Origin of the sequence: Vibrio gazogenes, from assembly GCF_023920225.1 — a bacterium.
Lineage (GTDB): Bacteria > Pseudomonadota > Gammaproteobacteria > Enterobacterales > Vibrionaceae > Vibrio > Vibrio gazogenes.
In genome coordinates, this window is the sequence record NZ_CP092587.1 from 1,724,754 (window position 1) to 1,745,078 (window position 20,325).

11 protein-coding genes and 1 pseudogene are annotated in these 20,325 nt (G+C 44.8%); 10 read left to right on the forward strand and 2 right to left on the reverse strand.

Translation table 11 applies throughout. The features are described from left to right. Positions 1-58 precede the first annotated feature (58 nt). Entirely contained in the window at positions 59-1,747 is a 1,689-nt protein-coding gene (locus tag MKS89_RS07745; protein ID WP_072957888.1) for a S16 family serine protease, read from the reverse strand. 165 nt (positions 1,748-1,912) lie between these two features. On the opposite strand from MKS89_RS07745, the gene matP reads away from it, so the two are divergent. From matP to MKS89_RS07760, 3 genes are all read left to right on the forward strand, one after another. After that, positions 1,913-2,362, forward strand: coding sequence for a macrodomain Ter protein MatP (gene matP / locus MKS89_RS07750; RefSeq protein ID WP_072957885.1), 450 nt, complete (start codon positions 1,913-1,915; stop codon positions 2,360-2,362). Positions 2,363-2,377: 15 nt separating this feature from the next. Further along, positions 2,378-2,695: a DUF3634 family protein gene (locus tag MKS89_RS07755; RefSeq protein WP_072957883.1), complete on the forward strand. Its 318-nt coding sequence runs from the start codon at positions 2,378-2,380 to the stop codon at positions 2,693-2,695. Positions 2,696-3,320: 625 nt separating this feature from the next. Further along, the gene (locus MKS89_RS07760; RefSeq protein ID WP_252518340.1) at positions 3,321-4,601 is read left to right on the forward strand and encodes a GGDEF domain-containing protein; all 1,281 of its coding nucleotides are present in this window, start codon (positions 3,321-3,323) and stop codon (positions 4,599-4,601) included. A 194-nt stretch (positions 4,602-4,795) separates the two neighbouring features. Here the strand turns inward: MKS89_RS07760 and MKS89_RS07765 are convergent. Beyond that, positions 4,796-5,168 (reverse strand): annotated as a pseudogene (locus tag MKS89_RS07765) (ISNCY family transposase); the annotation flags it as partial. A gap of 1,771 nt (positions 5,169-6,939) precedes the next feature. Here MKS89_RS07765 and pigB point away from each other — a divergent pair. From pigB to MKS89_RS07800, 7 genes are all read left to right on the forward strand, one after another. Then, entirely contained in the window at positions 6,940-9,003 is a 2,064-nt protein-coding gene (gene pigB / locus MKS89_RS07770; RefSeq protein ID WP_083571258.1) for a prodigiosin MAP biosynthesis oxidoreductase PigB, read from the forward strand. Then, positions 9,000-11,660, forward strand: coding sequence for a prodigiosin ligase PigC (gene pigC, locus MKS89_RS07775; RefSeq protein WP_072957875.1), 2,661 nt, complete (start codon positions 9,000-9,002; stop codon positions 11,658-11,660). The genes pigB and pigC overlap by 4 nt, the downstream gene beginning before the upstream one ends. 215 nt (positions 11,661-11,875) lie before the next feature. Next, positions 11,876-14,464 (forward strand): prodigiosin MAP biosynthesis protein PigD, encoded by a 2,589-nt coding sequence (gene pigD, locus MKS89_RS07780; RefSeq protein WP_072957872.1) that lies wholly within the window; start codon positions 11,876-11,878, stop codon positions 14,462-14,464. Continuing rightward, positions 14,461-17,013: a prodigiosin MAP biosynthesis aminotransferase PigE gene (pigE, locus tag MKS89_RS07785; protein WP_072957869.1), complete on the forward strand. Its 2,553-nt coding sequence runs from the start codon at positions 14,461-14,463 to the stop codon at positions 17,011-17,013. The genes pigD and pigE overlap by 4 nt, the downstream gene beginning before the upstream one ends. Before the next feature lie 66 nt (positions 17,014-17,079). Next, positions 17,080-18,114: a methyltransferase gene (locus MKS89_RS07790; RefSeq protein WP_072957866.1), complete on the forward strand. Its 1,035-nt coding sequence runs from the start codon at positions 17,080-17,082 to the stop codon at positions 18,112-18,114. An 8-nt stretch (positions 18,115-18,122) separates the two neighbouring features. Next, positions 18,123-18,389 carry an acyl carrier protein gene (locus tag MKS89_RS07795; protein ID WP_205409101.1) on the forward strand — a complete coding sequence of 89 codons (267 nt, stop codon included), beginning with the start codon at positions 18,123-18,125 and terminating at the stop codon, positions 18,387-18,389. Next, on the forward strand, positions 18,386-20,323 hold the full coding sequence (locus MKS89_RS07800) for an aminotransferase class I/II-fold pyridoxal phosphate-dependent enzyme (RefSeq protein ID WP_072957859.1): 1,938 nt from the start codon (positions 18,386-18,388) through the stop codon (positions 20,321-20,323). Before MKS89_RS07795 ends, MKS89_RS07800 begins: the two co-directional genes overlap by 4 nt. Positions 20,324-20,325: the final 2 nt, after the last annotated feature.

A 20,325-nucleotide genomic window follows, 5' to 3' on the forward strand; every position in this document is an offset into this window, starting at 1 on the left:
TACTCCAAATATCAACAGCGAGCATGTTAGTGAAGCGGTGTATGTGAAACAACTCCGATCAGTAAAAATTCAGTCTATTTTTGAGTTTTTCCCATAAACTTTCCGGATTTTCTTCACGCTCGAATAATTCAATTCTTTCAGCTATTTTTTCAAGAACACTATTTTTTTCAAAGCCACTATCTTTGCTTAGGGCTGCATCTGTATCTTTTCGACGAAAGGGTTTTCCCATGAGGATAGGAATCGCTTCATCAACGGTTGATACGGGCCAGATATGGAACTCTCCGGCTTGTATACTACTTACCAGCGTGTGGTGAAGTGCCAAATTCCTTAAATTGGTTTTAGGGAGAACGACACCTTGTTTGCCTGTTAGTCCTTGATGACAACAAACATGGTAAAATCCTTCAATTTTTTCATTTAAACCACCGACAGCCTGAACTCTGCCAAATTGATCCACCGCACCAGTCACTGCAATCTGTTGATCAATGGCGATGTTTGACAATGCACTCACCAATGAACAGACTTCAGCTAAAGAAGCGCTGTCACCATCGACCTCACTATATGATTGTTCAAATACAACCGATGCAGAATAGGGCAATGGCGCATTTAATTCCAGAGCACTGCTGACAAATGCCTGCATAATCATCATGCCTTTCGCGTGAAGGTTACCACCTAAGTCTACTTTACGCTCGACGTCACTGATATCCCCATCACCAAAGTGAACGACACATGAAATACGAGCGGGTTCTCCGTAAGAGAAAGGATGTCCTGCAATATCAATCACAGTTAGCCCATTAACCTGACCGACTTGTTTCCCCTGTGTTTCAATTAATACCTGGCCATTGAGAATATCACTCAGTGCACGCTCAGGCAGATAACTTTCGCGATAATAGCGTTTATCCAACGCAGACTGAATATGGTGAGACTCAATCGTGCTATTGCCAGCTTCAATAGTCGCTTCTTCCAACAAAGTTCGGTGCCAGAATAAACACAGCGGAATATATTGCTGGTCTTCAGTTTGACGGACGCCGGCTGTCAACAATAACCGAACAGCGTCTTCCGCAAGATCCGGATAACAATAAGTTTGCAGCAACCATTTCAAATAAGCGAAATAGTGAGCAAGGGTGTCCGGCTCAATTTTCATCTCCAGCTCAATCTCAGTATAAAGAGATAAACCACTACGGATATCGTCATCAATATAATCGACTGTTGCCAACTGTTCGCGATCGCCAGATAAAATCAGTTTAATATCGTAACGTTTTGTCCATTCATACTGGAGTGGTGATTTCTCATCACAGTTCAATGCCGAGACTTCTTCACCAAGTAAAACACTTTTCAGAATCGGCCAGCTAGCGGCATTTTTGATTAGCCAGTTAGGAGAGATAATCAAATAACCGCCATCAGCTTTATCGAGCAAACCGGAAATTTCGCTGACAAGGTGCCCATTATCTGCTTTGACCGTGGTAAACATGTACTTTTTTTCCAGAGACTCACTGGTGATCACCGGTATATTCTCTGGAAGTAGGGCTGAGAGACTATTCTGGATGATATGGCGATAAACTGAATTGTCAGGTGCATGGATAATCAATAAACGGCTCAGTCCTGTCAGCTCGGTAAAACGACGCAGTGTCGATTGGAGTCGAGGCTGGGTTGACATAAAATCAGCGGGTTGAATCGATGGGTATTGTGCGAATTGTGTGCTGTAGTCGTCGAACTGAGGCGTTACAAGGCGCCATATATCATTTGTCATTGCATATTCGATATGAATTAAAAGATGAAAGATTATATAGAAAAAGTTACTTGGAAAACAGATTCACATCTCATTGATCAATGATCTATTTGCAGATATTCATATCATGGGTTACGCTGTCACTGCATCTAAGCTCATTCTGCATAAGACAATAGGTTATCCCAAATGAAATACCAGCAACTTGAAAATCTGGAATGTGGATGGAAATGGCAATACCTTATGGACCGCTATAAAGATGGGGTTCAGATTACTCGCCACATCGATAGTAGTGAGATTGATCATGCCATTGCATTATTGAGTCAGATTGAACATGAGCCTATCCATGTCTTGGAGTGGATCGAACAACATATGTCATCTGAACTGGATAACAAACTGAAACAGGCGATTCGGGCAAAACGGAAAAGGCACTATAATGCTGAACAGATTCATACTCGAAAGAAATCAATTGATTTGGATTATCGCGTATGGGAAAAACTGTCTTTTCGTGCGAATGAACTAGGATGTACCTTATCTGAAGCGATTGAATACTTACTCAGCGAAGCTTCCAAAACTGAAAAAACGAGTCAGAAAATGAGTTCACTGAAAGAAGATTTAAATCGATTACTATCTGAATAATCAAGGGGTTATATTATGATGTACATCATAATCATTGCAGCTATTGTGATTTTCTGGTTGCTTGTTCTTGATCGGCCTGTGTTGTATGTTCATTTTAAAAAAGGTCAGTTGGTTAAAGTCAAAGGTCATTTGCCAGTGACGTTGAAACACAATCTGACAGAAATTGGCCATCATTCTCCATTTGATGGATATCTGAAAGCCTACCAGCGTAGAGAGGGGATTCGGCTCAAATTTTCTCCGTCGGTACCGAAGAGTATTCAGCAGCGGGTTCGTAATGTTTTTCCTTTCAGTGGGCTGAAAAAATCGGATAGTCATCAAAAAAGCAAACGCTAGATTCGATAAACCTAACCTTTGTTTGCAATTCGTTGATTATGAGCTAGATTTTATACTGTTTAAGTCAAGGAATAAGAACAATGTCATGGTCCAGTCTAAAACATATACGAAGTTCATTTACTTCACCTTCTGGGGCACTATCTCGATAGCCTCTATATCCTTGATTCTGATTATGTTTCAGAATCAAAAAGATGCTACTGCAGACAATCGTGCGCAGCTTTTCTTTTCTAGTGCTGAACAATACTCTGATCTTTATGTAAGACTCATAAAAAGCTCGCTTCAGGCGATCCAAAAGAGCGAGGCTGTTCATGATTATCTAATCAATTCAGAGTCTAGTCATCAGTTGTCACTTCGTTATATGATTCAACAACTTACACGAACTTTTCCCGAGATTGAACAACTGGATATTCTGAACGGAAACGGAAGTTCATTGCTCCGTTTTATGAAGACGGTCGCGCTAAACACTCAAATAGATTTTTTACCGTCTGATCAGAAACCTATTTCCCCTAATTTTCGTCAATTACTTAAAGTTAAGCCGAATGAGATTTGGTTTTCTCAGATAACGCAACAATCCAGTCTCATAAAAGCGCAAAGAGTGATGCTTCAGGCCGGCTTACCGATTTTCATGAACAAAAGATTGATTGGTGCACTTGTTGTCAACCTTGATATGACCGAGTTTTTACAGCATATCTTTTCTCAGTCGGATGCCGATATTTACTTGTTGGATAAACACGGTCTGATTTTGTATGCGAATCGAATCCCAAACAATTCAAATACTGATTACCGTCATACGTCATTACCAATGACTTTAGCGATGTGGAAAGCATCCGGATTTTCTACGTTTGGTTTATCTCATCTAATCCCCAGCCATGATGAGTTGACTCTGGCATACAGAATGGGCGGCGATAAGTTTTATCGTGCAGGCCACAAAAGCCTGTTATTGATTGTGGTGATGGTTATGGACGCTTTTTCAGTAACGCTCGGAACTTTGCTTGTGTGGCACGCCATTTATCGTAAGATAATGTTCAGTAAATTGTTTGTTGAGAATCAGGCAAGTCTCAATGTCATCGACCAATATATCCCAGTCATTTTCACTGATAAGCAGGGCCGAATTCGGCGTTGTAATGATGCTTTTTTAAAATTAACGGGTTATGAGAAGAATGAGTTACTCGGACAGTCTTACGGCATGCTCAGCGATCCTCATGTGATGAATCAGGTGCCTTTTTCAATGTTTAGAACACTGTTACCTGGTAAGCAGTGGCAAGGAGAACTCCATAGTCGGACAAGAAATGGGGCTGAGTTATGGTTACATACATCCATTATACCGAGGTTTGATAAACGCCAGAATCTGATTGGATATATGGCTATCTTTTCCGATAGAACAGACCGTAAGCAAGTCGAGCGAATCGCTGAAAGAGATCCATTGACCGGCATTTATAATCGAATGAAACTCGATGAATTAATGAGAAAACAACTTAATCTGTCAGAGAAATCAGGTTATGAATTTGCCATTATTCTGATTGATATCGATTATTTCAAAGCTATCAATGATGAATATGGCCATCTGGTTGGTGATAATACTTTGATTGAAGTCACTTGCTTGCTGCAACAATCTCTCAATAAGCCGGATGAAATCGGCCGTTGGGGTGGTGAGGAGTTTGTTGTAATTTGTCCTCAATCGAACTATTTAGAAGCGTTTCATCTTGCCAAGAAACTTTGCAATATTGTCTCTCAACATCGCTTTAGACAGACTGGTCAAGTGACCATTAGTTTAGGCGTTAGCTCATCGCTTGGAAAATGCTCGATTGCAGAATTATTGAATGAAGCAGATCAGGGATTGTATGAAGCTAAAGATCGTGGACGTTGTCAGGTTGTTGGACGTTTGAATGATGGTCAACCAGCATAGGCTTCAAACTTTCAAGAGTATTGAATTATGCTGATTTGAAAATTGGGTTTCATCAAAAACACCATACAATCTAATGCACTATAACTAGTTTATTAAGACAATCAAAAATAATCCATATCTCCAAGACAAAATAGATAAAAGACCTAATCAACTACAGAATCAGTATGTCTGAGGGGAAACTTGAGCTTTTCCTGATTAACACGAAAAATCGAGTGTTTATCGCTGTAGAATGCGATAGGTTTCCCGTGGCTGTTCAGGTATTCCCGCGTAGCTACCATGTAGTCAAAGGAAGATTCGATCTCGCTAAAGCGGAGATTATTCATTAATCGACTGGTCGCATCGTCCATAAAGACCAGGAGAAAGCTTAGGGCTGCGTCCTTCAAACCCAGTCGTGGTGAGAGCCGTCAATCTGTACGAGTTCACCCAGACAATCACGACGGTAACGAGGCTGATAAACACGAGATTTACGCTGTGAGTGTGGCACCCAAAGACCATCTGTGATCATCCATTGAGAAGCATCTCTGAAGAAACATTGAGGTTATGATGTTCAGAGAGTTTTTCTAATGCAAACACTTGGCTAAGTGGACGTCTGTTAAAACTTTAAATCGTAGAATGTCTCGGTCGCTCATTGGAATTAGCATCGGTTTGGGTCCTCAAGCGAATGGAAGTCCATTAAGCATAAGAGGACATTTCTAAATAGCCCAAACCGAACATTACTAAATTGCTCTAACAATTTAAGTGCGTATTATATATATTATGTTAAATAAGATAGTTAAGGCAATTCAGTGCGTTAACTCTTCCTATCCCCTTACGAGCTTTTGGAGAAGCAAACAAACGAGTTTAGACGTATTTACCACACCTCTAAGTCTCTGTCTCTCTTTGTTCATGTCATGTCCATTGTATCCTCGTTATTCGGTTAGAAATCACCCATTGCTACTAATTTAACTAGAGGTCTCGCGTTTCTTCATTAAAGTAGCTGATCGCATTGGCATGATTATCTATACAGGAAAACGAAATATTGTCAGAGACAAACAGCGTCGACGGTGATGCGACAAAATGTTCTGCTTACCCAATCGTAACCAGATTATCGTTAAAACGGCAGCTAACGATATCATTACTCGCTTCGATAAGAGACTTTAGGGACGTCGATAGTTCGTTAATATCCATACCGGACTCGTTCTTAAATACCATTCTAAATACATTTTACATTAGCAAATGTTTATAATATTCACCTTGAGATTCGCAACCTCATTTAGAGCAATCATTTTAAAACAATTGGAGTAATTACTCGACAAAATAAACCTCAACGCTTCAATCTAAATAATAGTCATTAATTTATTTCAATAATCAAATTAGATTTAAATTCCAACGCCAATCTTTAAAGGGTTATTCTTTATCTATCAATCACTTACTTGATAAAGTGAAATGATATCACATCTATTCTGATAGAAATGTTGATTAATTTTGATGGGCATGATTCCTTGAAATCATGGCAAGCACAAATTTTCACATGAGTAAAATTTTACAAAATGAATGTCTTCATCTACACTCCAATTGTTAAAGTATAAACTCTATTTTATTTTTTACATTTCTATTAATTAATAGCTAATGTAGTAAGATATAAATCAAAAAAATGAAATAAATCCTCCCTTCTCTTGAACTAAAAGTCATAATTTTTAGTTACTAACATTTTGAGAAGTACATCTCATGTTGAAATTTTAAATAAATATTTTCAAATATGGAATGATAATCCTATCATATTGATTTTTATTGAAAATGATTACTGAGCAATTGTTGAGTAATTATTCTATTCTACATTTTAATCTTGATAGCCCCTCTGATTGTATGGTAACTATTTACACAGAAAATAAAAATCTAATCAAATAATACCCTTTGACTTAAAAGTTTAATCTTTTTAATTTATAAAATAATACAACGAGCCATCACGACTGAATGGTCGATATAAAAACAAATTTTTAGGTATAGTGTAAAAACAGCAATATACATATTTATCAATAAATATTTTTTGAAAGAATAATTATAACAACGTCAGGGCTAGGCACGGAAATTTTATTTTATCAGCAGTATAAAGACGCCACTAATATCATCTATATCAATAGGTGTGAGTTGTGTTCTATCTGTAAATAGAGTTTTTGAATATAACGAACTAGATATAACCAGAATCACTCTTTTCAATGGTTATAGACTGTAACAGTCTGTGACTTTTAGAAATAGATAATTTCTGGGAAAGTAAGTTACCTGCCCGATGAGTTGTCCGCTTCGAACGATAGTCACTGATTCTCGTTCGTAAAATAGGCTTTATAGAGGTAACTATCGAATGATAATTCAACGTATTTTCGCCGTACTATATATGCTTGCCGGCATTGCTAAACTTTTTCCTCAGTTTGAAGATGTTGTTGCAGAACTCCAAATGGCAGCTGTGGCAAATCAGGGAACTTGGTATGAAGGAATTTCTGTTTGGATTGGTACTCACGCTCAATTTTTCAATCTCCTCTCCGGTGTTATTCTTTTCGTTTCAGGACTAGTTTTGCTACTGAATCCGATTTGGACAAAATGGGTCATCTATGGCCAACTTCTGATGATGGTTGTTTTTGTTACCATTTTGCACCGCTCACAGCCTCAGGTTATATGGCTGGATGCCGTCTTTGCTTTAGCGGCACTGTATATGCTCCGCAATCAATACCGACGCAAAACAGCATTTCGCGTCTTCCCCACACAAGACTTTTCTCTACTTCAGTCAACCGGCGTTCAAGCAAGCCGACCTCAAAATGGAGAAAACTATGATGTAGTGATTATTGGTGGCGGTATTGCTGGATTAACCGCAGCCAGCGAATTTGATCAGGAACGTGTCTTAGTTGTTGAGAAAACAGCGTCTTTGGGAGGAAATGCCCGCCATGAATCCTATCAAGGACTCAAACACCCCGTCGGTGGTGTCTGTTTTCAAGAGCCGCTCCCCGATTCTGAGATGATGTACATTCTGAAAAAAATCGGACTGGATAAAAGCTACCGCTCGAATGCAGAAGACATGCTGGTTTTCTTCGATACGATGTTACTGATGCGTTGTTTGGGAGAAGTCATTGTTGGCTTTCTCAAAAAACCGGCTTTTCTGCTCAAGCCTGAAGTATGGGGACTCACCTGCCAGCTCTTTATCAATGCCATCATTGGTAAACCGTTTGTAAGTTCATCAAAACAACTCGGTGATCCAACTTTTGCTGAACTTTATCGCTTTCTAGACCGATTCGCTCCCGGCACCCGACTCTACCCTCAAATGCCTTGGAGTGAAGAAAGTGGTTGGCCTCGGGAAGAAATGGAACTGCTGGATAACATTTCTCTGTACACCTATCTGTTTGAACCCGAAAAAATTGCCCACTTCCCCCAACATCTACGTCCGCCCGTCTCTCTTGGTAAATTAGTTGAGAATGCAATTCGAGTGGCACTTCGGGTTGAATGTTCTGATCTTAATGATGTGTCTGCTTATGCCGGTCTTTACTTTCTCATCGGTTATTTACGTGGCAACCTCATGGCACTGCCCGGCGGTAATGGTGGATTAAGTGAAGGATTGTGTCGTTACCTTGATAGCAAAGAAAATGTGACCATGGTGACCGATGCAACTTTGGCAAACATCAACCAACTTTCTGATCACCATGCCCAATTACAACTTATGGTGGGAGGTCAATCAATACAGGTCAATACGCGGCAAGTCATTTGGGCTGCACAGAAAAGCGCGATTGTTCCCCATGTTCCAACGCTGCCACAATCTCAGGTTGAAGCCATTCAGACGATTTGTTACGAAGATTATTATATGGCCAGTGTGCTGTTATCAAAACCGGTCCTGAGTCATGCGTTTGGCGGATATATGATCGAGCCTGAACACGCTTCAGTCGATGAACCGTACTACTGGTGTAAACCCGGCACCTGTCTTGTCGCGAATTGGATGGATCCTAACGGCAATAATGAAGTCGGTGTGCTCACACTACTCATGCCGACGACTCGTCCTGAGCGTAAGGGCCGCGATGCTTATGGAAAATTCAACTCGCTGCAAAAACAGACTTATTTCGAGATTTCCAAACTCCTGACTAATATCGGTATCAGTCCGAATGTCATTGAAGATATCAAAATTTGGCATTGGTCTGGCGGACTGGTAACTGCGGTCAAAGGGCATCATAGCCGTGGTATTTTCACAACTGCCGGACAGCCATTTAAATGTATTCAGTTTGCCAATCAGGACAGTGTCGGGATCGGAAATATTGAAGGCGCAATTTTCTCAGGTCTGAAGACATCCAGAGCAGTCAAACAACAGCTCAAGGCTACGATCGCCCCTCAGCCGAATACAGTCTCTCAACCTCAAACTGAAGATTCTTTAGCAGGAGCAACACTATGACGGATTCACAGATCGTCGTCGGGATCTCCGGTGATCAGCAACTCGCTCATCAACATTTAGGTGGTAAAGGTTATTCACTGAACCATTTGGTTCATGCGGGCCTGCCCGTTCCGGTGGCTTTCTGCGTGACCGCAGATGCTTATCAACAATTTATTCGAGAAACATTGCCCGCCCCACTACTAGAATCCGGAGAGATTGAGCAGGTGCGGGAAACGATTCTCAATGCTGATATCCCTCAACCCATTAAACAGGCCATTCAGCAAGCCTATCAAGATTTAGGTGAGAATCCGCGCATTGCTGTACGCTCATCCGCACTGGATGAAGACGGGCAATCTCAGTCATTTGCAGGTCAGTACGAAACTTATCTGCATGTTCAAGGCATTCAAGATGTCTTGCAGAAGGTCCGTTCCTGTTGGGCATCGCTTTGGGCGGACAGAGTGGCGCTTTATCGTCAAGGCCATGCTGCCGAAAGTGCTATCGCTGTCGTTTTACAAGAGATGGTCGATGCCGATGCAGCCGGCGTGATGTTCACTTGTGATCCACTGTCCGGCAATCAGGATCAGATTGTTATCGATAGCTGCTGGGGACTTGGTGAAGGGGTTGTTTCCGGTCAGGTCACAACCGATACCTTTACGCTCGACAAGCAGACGGGCAACGTCATTGCTCAGGAGATCCGTCACAAACCCCACTATTGTCAGTGTGATGAAAAGGGACAAGTGACGATTCTACCAACCCCGGATGCATTGCAAGAGCAATCCAGCCTGACACCGGAACATTTGAGCGAGCTGAACAACCTTGCGCGTCAGGCTCGGTTAATTTACGGCACAGATTTAGATATCGAATGGGCAGTGAAAGATAACAAAGTTTGGTTGCTACAGGCACGTCCGGTCACAACCGAGGCAAAAGAAGCGACCGTCATCTATGCCAACCCTTGGGAATCTAAACAATCCGTCAAAGATGGCGCTCTGTTTTCCCGGATGGATACCGGCGAAATCGTAACCGGGCTGATGACCCCGCTAGGCCTGTCTTTCTGCGAATATTATCAGAAACATATTCACGGGCCATCGATTCAGAAAATGGGAATGGCGGATATCTCAGACTGGACGATCTACATGGGCTACATTCAGGGACAGGTCTATCTGAATATTTCCGGGTCAGCCCACATGCTCAGACAGTGTCCACCGACTCGCGATGAAATGAAATTTACCACCCGTTATGCGACGGATGATATTGATTTCACTCACTATAAGAATCCTTATGGCCCCGGCGTTGAAGGTTGGGATTATGTCAAAAGTGCTTGGTATTGGCTCAAGCAGCAGGTTCATAATGTCCGTCATGCCCCCAAAATCGTTGAACGTATGATTACCCTGCGTCAGCAAGAAACACAGCGTTTTCTGGCACTGGATTTCAGCAAAATGACGCTGGCCGATCTGAACCGTGAATTAGAGCGTGCCGATCAATACTTTCTGGAAAGTTGTGCTGCTTATATGCCTTTCTTTCTGCAATCTTTTGCGTTGTATGATGCATTAACCGAAACCTGTGAGGCGTATTTGGGCGACAAAGGCAATGGCCTGCAAAATCGCATCAAAGCGTCGATGAATAATCTACGGACCATCGAAGTCACGCTCGGTATTTTCAAACTGGTTGATATCATCAATCAGCAACCTCAGTTGAAGCAGCTTTTTGAAAATTATGAAGCGAATGAACTGGTCGAACGCCTGCCGAAGGATCCTGACGGTCAAGCTTTCTGGAATGGGCCATTTGAAGATTTTCTGTTTGAATTCGGCTCCCGGGGAAGACAGGAGTTTGAATTAAGTATTCCACGCTGGCGTGATGATCCGAGTTACTTATTACAAGTAATGAAGATGTATCTCCAGCATCCGGTTGATTTACAGAAGAAATTACAAGAGACGGAAAGCCTGCGCAATCAGGACAGTGAACAATTATTGAGCGGTCTACCCTTTATGGGACGATTCAAGCTGAAAATGCTGATGAAACTTTATGGCGTGATGGCTGAGCGCAGAGAAGCGACTCGTCCAACGTTTATCACCGAAACATGGTTCTATCGCCGGATTATTCAGGAAGTGCTGGGACGATTGGAAGCGAAGAATATCGTCCGTCGCGAAGATTTACCTTATATCGATTTTCAGCGTTTTCGTGACTATGTGGCCGGCCGGATTTCTACCGATGAAGCATTTTCTCCCGAGTTGCTTAATCAAAACCGCCATCAGCATTTATTGAATCTTCATGCGGATGAGCCACCAATGGCAATTATTGGTGGTTATACGCCACAACTCAAAGTCTCAGCCACTGACGATAACCCCGACCAGTTAAAAGGCTTAGCCGCAAGTCCGGGACAAGTCGTTGCGAAGGCTCGGGTTATTACCGATTTGCAAAGCCAAGCCGGAGAATTGCAGCCCGGTGAAATTCTGGTTGCAAAATATACCGATGCCAGTTGGACCCCACTATTTGCTTTGGCAGGTGGTGTTGTCACGGATATCGGCTCTGCCCTCTCCCATAGCTGTATTGTTGCGCGAGAGTTTGGCATTCCGGCCGTCGTGAATCTGAAAACGGCAACTCAGCAGATTCAGAGTGGCGATACGCTGATTATCGACGGTGATAACGGACATGTCAGGATCCAGCGTCAGGAATCTTAGGCAGAAAAATCACCCATATCGGTGGTAGAAGCCCTGCCACCGTCAACAACATGATGACAAATAAACATCGAATCATCTCTGATGATTCGACGGGGGTTGCTACGTTTTTTTATCGGGCAACGGCTGTATTTCATCATATAGCTCGCCCCATTTGAGCAAGTACACATGCGAGTTGGATGACTCCCATGATTTCAGCGAAAACAAGGAACCGATCCATGATAGGACAAGCAACAAACGCTTCCGGCGCCTTATATGAGCAGTTTTGGCAAGCGACTCACAAAGAGCAGTCTCAAATGAAACTGGATACAATTACTGTCGGTGTCATTGTCGTAACTCAAGATCCCGCCTTTTTTCAGACTGGTCTGAGTGTATTGAATGACATCCGGGACTATTCATTTAATCAGGTCCATATCCAGTCAGACCTACCTTTGCAACTCCTCGACTTATCTTATGATGAGCTCTATCTGGAGACACGAGGCAAAGCCATTCATTTTCTCAAAGATCAGAAAAAAGCCATCAACATTCAGGTCATCCAGTGCAGCAGTCTCGCAGAAGCCACCGGTAAGATCGTCTACTCCCACGCGTTGGAAGAGCAATCGGCATTTCAAGTGGGCATGCTGTTTTACGATCAAGCCTCTTTAGGGCAAAGCGATGATCACATCGAGAAAATCGATCGCGATCTGGATGCATTCTATTGCGCGATGCAAAAAACGGGGATTCCGGCGTTTTATACCACGTTTTCTACGGTGACATTCATTCGTAGTCTGCGCTCCCCTTGTCGTTATTTACCGCAGCAATACCGAGAAATCGTTCGCTCTCAAGATCCTCAGGTTTTTCAAACCGAACTCCTCTGTCTGTGGATGGATTTTTTTGAAATGAACTACGCCAACCGACGGGTTAAACCTGAAGGTGCCGCGGTGCTACATAATACATTGGCCGATCAACTGATCCGTTTTTTTGAAGATGTAACGCCAGATCGGTGGCTATTCTCTTATTATACCGGTTCTATCGTCTCCAATCTTATTGGCTATCTGGATAAACATGCCCAAGCGCATGGTGCTTTAACACTACGCGGTCCGAATGAACATGCCATTGCCTGTGGTGCGATCGCAAACTGGCAGCTCTATCGAATGCCGTTTCTCGGGGTTGTCACGTCCGGCATGATGGATGAGTTCAAAGGAACCTTAGCCAACCTGCGTGAAACCGCAGCCAAAGGGATTTTGGTGGTTGCAGAAAACCGCAATAACCAGTGGTACAGTTTTCAGGGAACGCTAACGCCGACAGAAGACATGCGGGAAGTCCTACAAGCCCGACGGATCCCATATGTCTACATTCACGATGTCAGTCAGATGACCGAAGGACTGACCGAAGTCTTTCGGTTGTATCATCTCAATCAAGGGCCGGTAGTGATTCTCGCCACTCAGAATGTATTGGAATCCAGCCTGCCCTTAGAACATGTGATCAGTGATGTGTCTTCTCTACCGATTCAATCCTCGGATGATTCATTCATTTCGGGTGAAGCATTTGAACAGGCCATGCAACTTATCAATGCAGGTCCGGAAAAACTCATTTGGCAGCTTGGCCCCGTCACTGATGATGAATACGCCCTGATCCATGAAATCGCTGACGAAGCTGGTATCGCGCTGGTTGATTCATTAGCACACCCCGGTACGGCACCGAAATATTATCAAGGCCAATTGAATCCTCACTATCTCGGTACATTGGCGATTTACGGTTATAGCCCACGCGTCTATAACTTTATGCATACCAAAGACAAGATCAATCCACTCCACGAGCAGAGCCTGTTCATGATCAAAAGCCGCGTGGCTCAGATCACCACGCCCTTCTCCGATGGCCGGTTAGAAAATAAGGTGCATCTTGTTCAATTAACCCATGATGAACGTCATTTATCACCTTATGCCAATATCCATCTCCATATGGATTGTTTGCCATTCCTCAAGGCAGTGAAAGCCAACCTCAATGTCAGTGATAGCCTGCGGGAAAAACGTCAGGCGCTGATCCGTACTTATCTGGACTCCCCTTCAGATGTGGTCAGTCGTTTACCGACACTACCGATGTCACCGAACTACTTCTTCTCGCAACTCAATCGAGTGATTGAAGATTTAATTGCAACGCAGTCATATGACTATACCGGCATTTATGATGTTGGCCGCTGCGGAATTTCTGCGGTCAGAAATGTCGCCAGAACCCGCCGCGGTTTTTCTGGCTGGTACGGCCGGGCCCTGATGGGAGATGCCTTAATGGCAACAACTTATCTGGCGCACACCAGTCCGACACATGTCATTGCATTTATCGGTGACGGAGCAAAAGGGATTGTGCCTGACATATTACCGGCATTTATCGACAACATTCTCACCCATCCGGAGTCACTGAATAAAAGCATTACGGTGTTCTATTTATGCAACGGTGGGTTATCCGTCATTAATACCTATCAGGAACGGATTCTCTTTAACCGGACATCCCGACAGATGCGTCTGATGAACCTCGATCAACCGGCGTTTGAACAGAGCATCAATGACTTTCAGATCAAAAATCAAACGCTGACGCATTTTGATGAAACCGTCATCCGGGATGCGCTGACGAGTCCGAAGCGGCTTAACTTATTTTCCGTGGTTCTCGGACACAACAATGAAGGGGATGGTATTTCACTGGCAACCGCCAAAGGCTGGCAGCGCGATCCCTGCGATAAAGAAACCTTACAACAACGTACAGCGGCTGCTAGTCCATCAGAGCCTGCCAGCCAATCATTCGACCATATTCAAGCAAAGGAAGTCACATCATGAAGTTCGGGTTCATTGCTCATCCAACATCTGTTGGTTTAAAACGTTATGTCAAAATGCTGGATCTGCTTCAGCGTAGTTCGAATGAACTCCACAGTGGTTACAGCCGAGAGTTATGGCATAAAGAAAACCTCGTGCCATTTATGAACTTTGCCCGGATCACATCAGCAACCGGGGCAACTTGTGAAGGGATTATTCGTTATATGCCGTTGGTTGCCGACGAAATGTTGGCGGAACCGCGTGTCATCGCACAACGGGTACTTCAGGGAATAGAAGAGCTTGTTAACGAGGGGGCTGAGCTGGTCGGTCTGGGCGGATTCACTTCGATTGTCGGACGACGCGGAGAAGCCACCGCTGAAAAATCACCGGTGCCGGTGACATCAGGAAATTCACTGACAACGTACGCGGGTTACCGTGCGCTTCGCCAGATTACAGAATGGCTGGATATCAATCCGGAAAAAGAACCGATTGCCATTGTCGGTTATCCCGGCTCGATCTGTCTGGCTTTGAGTCGGCTCTTGTTAGCAGAAGGTTATTCGCTTTATCTGCTGCATCGCGCCAGTCATAAAGATCAGGCTGAACTGCTCAGCCACTTGCCGGAACAGTACCACCACCGCGTCACATTAACCGGAGACCCGGAGACACTTTACCGGTCATGCCGTTTGTTTGCGGGAGCAACCTCTTCCGGTGGCATTATCGAAACCGCACGTCTGCAACCCGGTTCAATCTTTATTGATATTGCACTCCCCCGGGATGTCGATACCGAAGTTCGCCCTCAGCGAGATGACATTCTGATCATCGACGGTGGTTGTGTCACCGCGACCGATGCCGTCAAACTCGGTGGTGAGTCGTTGAACGTCACGATCAAGCAGCAATTAAATGGCTGTATGGCCGAAACCATTGTCTTGGCTTTGGAAGGCCGTCGTGAAAAATTCTCGTTAGGTCGCTATCTGCCACCGGAGAAAGTACTTGAGATCGGTGAAATTGCAGAAAAACACGGCTTCTACGCCTACCCGCTCGCTTCTTTCGGAGAACGACTCGAACGCCAGCAGGTCACCAACCTCAAACGCTATTATCACCATGATATTTACGATAACAACACTGAAAGCGCCTCGGCGCAGTTAGCCTTCATTGATGGTCTGCTCAGTCAGGATGCTGAACTCGAAGACACTCTGGATCGTTACCGTCAGTATGTGAATCCAATGATGGTTGATTTTCTCCGTCTACAACATTGCGACAATGTGTTCCAACGCGCATCCGGGACAACATTATGGACGGCAGACGGAACCTCATATCTGGATATGGTTGCGGGATATGGCTGTCTGAGTCTCGGTCACAACCCCCAACCACTGGTGAATGCATTGAAAGATTACCTCGATGCACAAGGCCCCAACTTCATTCAATATATTTCGATCCCGGAACAGACGGCAAAACTCGCTGAACTGCTGTGTTACCTCTCCCCCGGAAACATGGGGCGGGTCTTTTTCAGTAACTCAGGCACCGAAGCTGTTGAAGCGGCGATCAAAATTGCGAAAGCATCTACGGGCAAACCGGGTATTGCGTATATCAACAACAGTTATCACGGCAAAACACTCGGTGCGCTCTCACTCACCGGTCGCGATAAACACCGTCGTTATTTCCAGCCACTGTTAGAAAGCATGGTGGAAGTGCCCTTCGCTGATCCGGAAGCATTAGAAGCCGCGATCCGACGTGATGATGTCGGTGCGCTGATCCTTGAACCCATTCAGGGAGAAGGCGGCGTACACCTCTTCCCCGAAGGTTATCTGCAACGCGCCCAGCAGTTATGTCGGGAAACCGGAACACTGTTGATGGTGGATGAAGTTCAGACCGGGCTCGCCCGCACCGGGAAACTGTTCGCCTGTGAATGGGACAACCTAGAACCGGATGTCATGATTCTGTCGAAATCGCTGTCCGGCGGGCTGGTTCCGATTGGGGCAACCTTGTGTCGTGCTGACATCTGGCAGCAAGCCTATGGTACGGCGGATCGTTTTCTGGTTCACAGTTCAACATTCGGTGGCGGTAACGTTGCTTCGGTCGTTGCCCTGAATGCATTGCGCGAATTGGTCGCCCAAGATCTGCCGGCCCGTGCGAACCGCTCGGGACAATATCTCAAGCAGGCGCTGGAAGAGATAGCCGCACAATATCCGTTTATCAAAGAAATTCGCGGGCGTGGACTCATGCTGGGAATCCAGTTCGAGCAATCTTTTGCCGGTGCTGTTGCGGCATCAGCGCGTGAGTTTGCGACACGCCTACCCGGTGACTGGCACACCATGTGGAAGTTCTTACCGGATCCGGTCCGTGAACATCTCCAGATTGCCATGACGCGTATGGAGCAATCACTGGGTGAAATGTTCTGTATGAAGTTTGTCACCAAGTTATGTCTGGATCACAACATTCTGACATTTATCACCGCGAACAGCTCAACCGTGATTCGTATTCAACCGCCGTTGATTATTGAACAGGAAGAGATGGAACGGTTTGTGACTGCGTTTGCTGATGTCTGTGAAGAACTCTCGACATTTATGGACTGAGCACTGAATTCACTCACGGAATTCAATTACTGAATTTAAAACTGAGCACTTATAAAGGAATTTTTCATGACACTAACGAAACAAGACGCTGTGAATCAAATGATGGGCTTTTTTCAGGCGAAGACACTGACAGCGGCATTAGATTTAAAACTATTCGACCATTTACACAACCAAGATTTAAGCGCTCAGACGGTTGCCGACAAACTCAATAGTCCGCTGCGCTCCGTAGAGCAAATGCTGATCGCACTTCGCGCAATGGGCTATTTGGAAAAACAGGGCGAGTACTACCACTTGCCACAGGAACACGCCTCCTTTTTGGTCAGTAGTGAGCCGATGTGGCTGGGATGGTTAGGCCGTCATATCGACACATTCTTGTATCCATTATGGGGTGAGCTGAAAACTGCCGTTGCCAGTGACACCAATCAACGTCAAACCGTATTCGGGGATAACCGGAGCTGGTTCGATATTCTTTACCAAAATCCGGATGATGTAACCGATTTTCAAGAGTTCCTGGGGAAATTCGCAGCTCCGTTCATTGAAGGGTTTATTCAAGATTACGATTTCACTCAGCATGATTCGTTCTTGGATATCGGTAGTGGTATCGGCACTCTGCCAATTGCCGTTGCCGGGGTCAATTCCGACATTCATCTGACGATTTGCGAGCTGCCTCAAGCGTGTGCATTTCTGCGTGATCGATTAGCCGTTCAAGGCTATGGCGACAGAATCAATGTCATTGAAGGTGACGTAATTTCGGGAAATCTTTCGTTACAGGATCACGATCTGATTCATTTGGGCTGGATGCTACATGATTATGCCCCGGAAATTCAGCTGACTATTTTGAAAAACATTTATGAAGCCATGCCGGCTGGCGGACGCTTCATGGCATCTGAAACACCGTTGAATGATGAGAAATCCGGCCCTGAATTTACGGCCCTGCTCTCACTCAACATGCTGGTTTCAACCGATGGTGGCATAGAAAGTAGTACCGAGGAATATCTGGAACGCTTCCGAGCGGTCGGATTTGAAAATGTTCGGATTATCGAACTGTCCGGTCCACGGGCACTCATCTGCGGCGATAAGCCTCAATCAACCAATCTGTAAGGAATTCAATGATGTTAACGAACCAATTAATCCAGCATATCGCCCAGCAGTTTCTTGACGGAGACACGGATGGTTTAGAGCACGACACCCCATTATTTGAGCTGAATATCGTTGACTCCGCTGCAATTTTTGATCTGGTCGATTTTTTAAAGAATGAGGCTCAGGTTGAGATCAAAATGCAGGATATTTATCCGGAAAACTTTGCATCTGTTGCCGCGATGGTTTCGCTGGTTGAACGGCTGAAAGGGAGTCAAACTGAAGGAGAACAAGCATGACAGAACATAACCAAGCAGCATCTGATGCGCTACAGCAATTCATTCTGCAAACATTTTCCGAAATCACCGAGTATCCGGTCGATGCATTATCAGTAAGCAGCCATCTGGAAAATGATTTAGGCATTGATTCAATTGCACTGGCAGATATTGCCACCACACTGACCAAGCAACTGCAGCTTGCAGCACCGCTGGCGACAGATAAGGTCGAAACCATTGCGGATATCATGTCAGCGATTCAATTGACGACCTATCAGTTACCGAGCGCTACGTCCGCGGTGCCCCCTGTGTCTGAAAGTCATTGGTTGGACGACATGATTTGTCAGGTGTTTGCTAACAATAGCGGCTACCCTGCTGAATCTCTCAATATGAATGCTCAGATTGAAAATGACTTAGGGATTGACTCGATCAATGTGCTATCGATCCAGAGTGAATTGCTGACGATGCTGGGACTCGATCCGAAACTAACCTTACCCAAAGTAGATACATTGGCTGCGATGAAAACGGCGCTTATCGCTCAGCTGCCACAAAATGGTGAAGGCTATCAACCTCCCGTGATCGCCAAAACGGAAGCCGCGACACCGAGCGAAGAAGATCCATATGCGCACCTTGCGATGTCTTCAGAGGCGGATCGTAAACAAGTCGGTGACCCGAGAACCATGCGCGATTTTGTCGGGATTCAACATCCGGATCTATTTCATAAAGCCCGTGAGTTCCGGAAGTTTTATCATGAAAAACGAGATAACCAGCTTTATTGGTATGGGATGCCACTTGAGACGCCTTGTAAGAACCGCGCAGTGATCTTTGATGAAACCACAGGGAAAAGTCGCGAATTTCTCATGTTTGGCTCAAACAGCTACCTTGGGCTATCCAGTCATCCCGAAGTCATTCAAGCGATTCAGGATGCTGCGGGGTTATACGGTGCGACCAATACCGGTTGTCGGATTATTGCCGGCAGTAACATGCTGCACTTGGAGTTGGAACGCAAGCTGGCCAAACTGAAAGGACGCGATGACTGTATCGTTTATCCATCCGGTTACTCGGCCAACCTCGGTTGTATTTCTGCCCTGACCAGTAAACATGATCTGGTGTTTACCGATTCAATTAACCATATGAGTATTCAAGATGGTTGTAAACTGGCCGGCGCACAACGCAAAATTTACGATCACTCGCTGACTAGTTTAGAAAAATCATTGGCGAAGTATGCCGATCATCCGGGCGGAAAACTGATTGTGACCGACGGTGTATTCAGTATGCACGGTGATATCGTCGACCTGCCGCGTCTGGTCAAACTGGCAGAACGGTATGGCGCCAAAGTCTTGGTTGATGATGCACACTCCACGGGTGTGTTAGGGAAAACCGGCTCCGGTACTTCTGAACACTTCAATATGAAAGGCCAAGTCGATCTCGAACTGGGGACGATGAGTAAATCGCTGTCAGGATTGGGTGGATATGTTTGTGCTGATGGTGACGTGGTCGAATATTTACGCTTCTATTCCAATTCCTATGTCTTTGCCGCCACAATCCCGGCTCATGTCGCTGCGGGGGTTATCGCTTCAATTGATATCATGCTCCGTGAACCAGAGCGTCTTACTCGTCTGTGGGATAACATTTACTATTTCCGGACGCGTCTGCTCAATGCCGGCTTTGATCTGGAAAATTCCGATTCAGCGATTATTCCGGTCGTTGTCGGTGATGATGCGAAGACGCTACTGTTTGGCCGAGCCGTCAGAAAACGCGGCATGTATTGTCAGACTGTCGTCTTCCCCGGTGTCAGTGTCGGTGATGCCCGGCTACGGATCAGTGTCACCAGTGAGCATACCCGCCAGGATCTCGATGAAGCCTATCAAATCTTGGTCGATTCAGCACTTGAGGTGGGTGTTCCTGTTGCTGATACAGCTCGAGTCCGGGAAAAAGTTGCCATCGCGGAGGCATAATA

Bases quoted from the DNA above. Each gene is read 5' to 3' on its own strand.
- MKS89_RS07800 (WP_072957859.1), top strand. From the start codon at position 18,386: ATGACAGAACATAACCAAGCAGCATCTGATGCGCTACAGCAATTCATT.
- pigB (WP_083571258.1), top strand. From the start codon at position 6,940: ATGATAATTCAACGTATTTTCGCCGTACTATATATGCTTGCCGGCATT.
- MKS89_RS07760 (WP_252518340.1), top strand. From the start codon at position 3,321: ATGAACAAAAGATTGATTGGTGCACTTGTTGTCAACCTTGATATGACC.
- MKS89_RS07745 (WP_072957888.1), bottom strand. From the start codon at position 1,747: ATGACAAATGATATATGGCGCCTTGTAACGCCTCAGTTCGACGACTAC.
- MKS89_RS07795 (WP_205409101.1), top strand. From the start codon at position 18,123: ATGATGTTAACGAACCAATTAATCCAGCATATCGCCCAGCAGTTTCTT.
- matP (WP_072957885.1), top strand. From the start codon at position 1,913: ATGAAATACCAGCAACTTGAAAATCTGGAATGTGGATGGAAATGGCAA.
- pigE (WP_072957869.1), top strand. From the start codon at position 14,461: ATGAAGTTCGGGTTCATTGCTCATCCAACATCTGTTGGTTTAAAACGT.
- MKS89_RS07755 (WP_072957883.1), top strand. From the start codon at position 2,378: ATGATGTACATCATAATCATTGCAGCTATTGTGATTTTCTGGTTGCTT.
- MKS89_RS07790 (WP_072957866.1), top strand. From the start codon at position 17,080: ATGACACTAACGAAACAAGACGCTGTGAATCAAATGATGGGCTTTTTT.
- pigC (WP_072957875.1), top strand. From the start codon at position 9,000: ATGACGGATTCACAGATCGTCGTCGGGATCTCCGGTGATCAGCAACTC.
- pigD (WP_072957872.1), top strand. From the start codon at position 11,876: ATGATAGGACAAGCAACAAACGCTTCCGGCGCCTTATATGAGCAGTTT.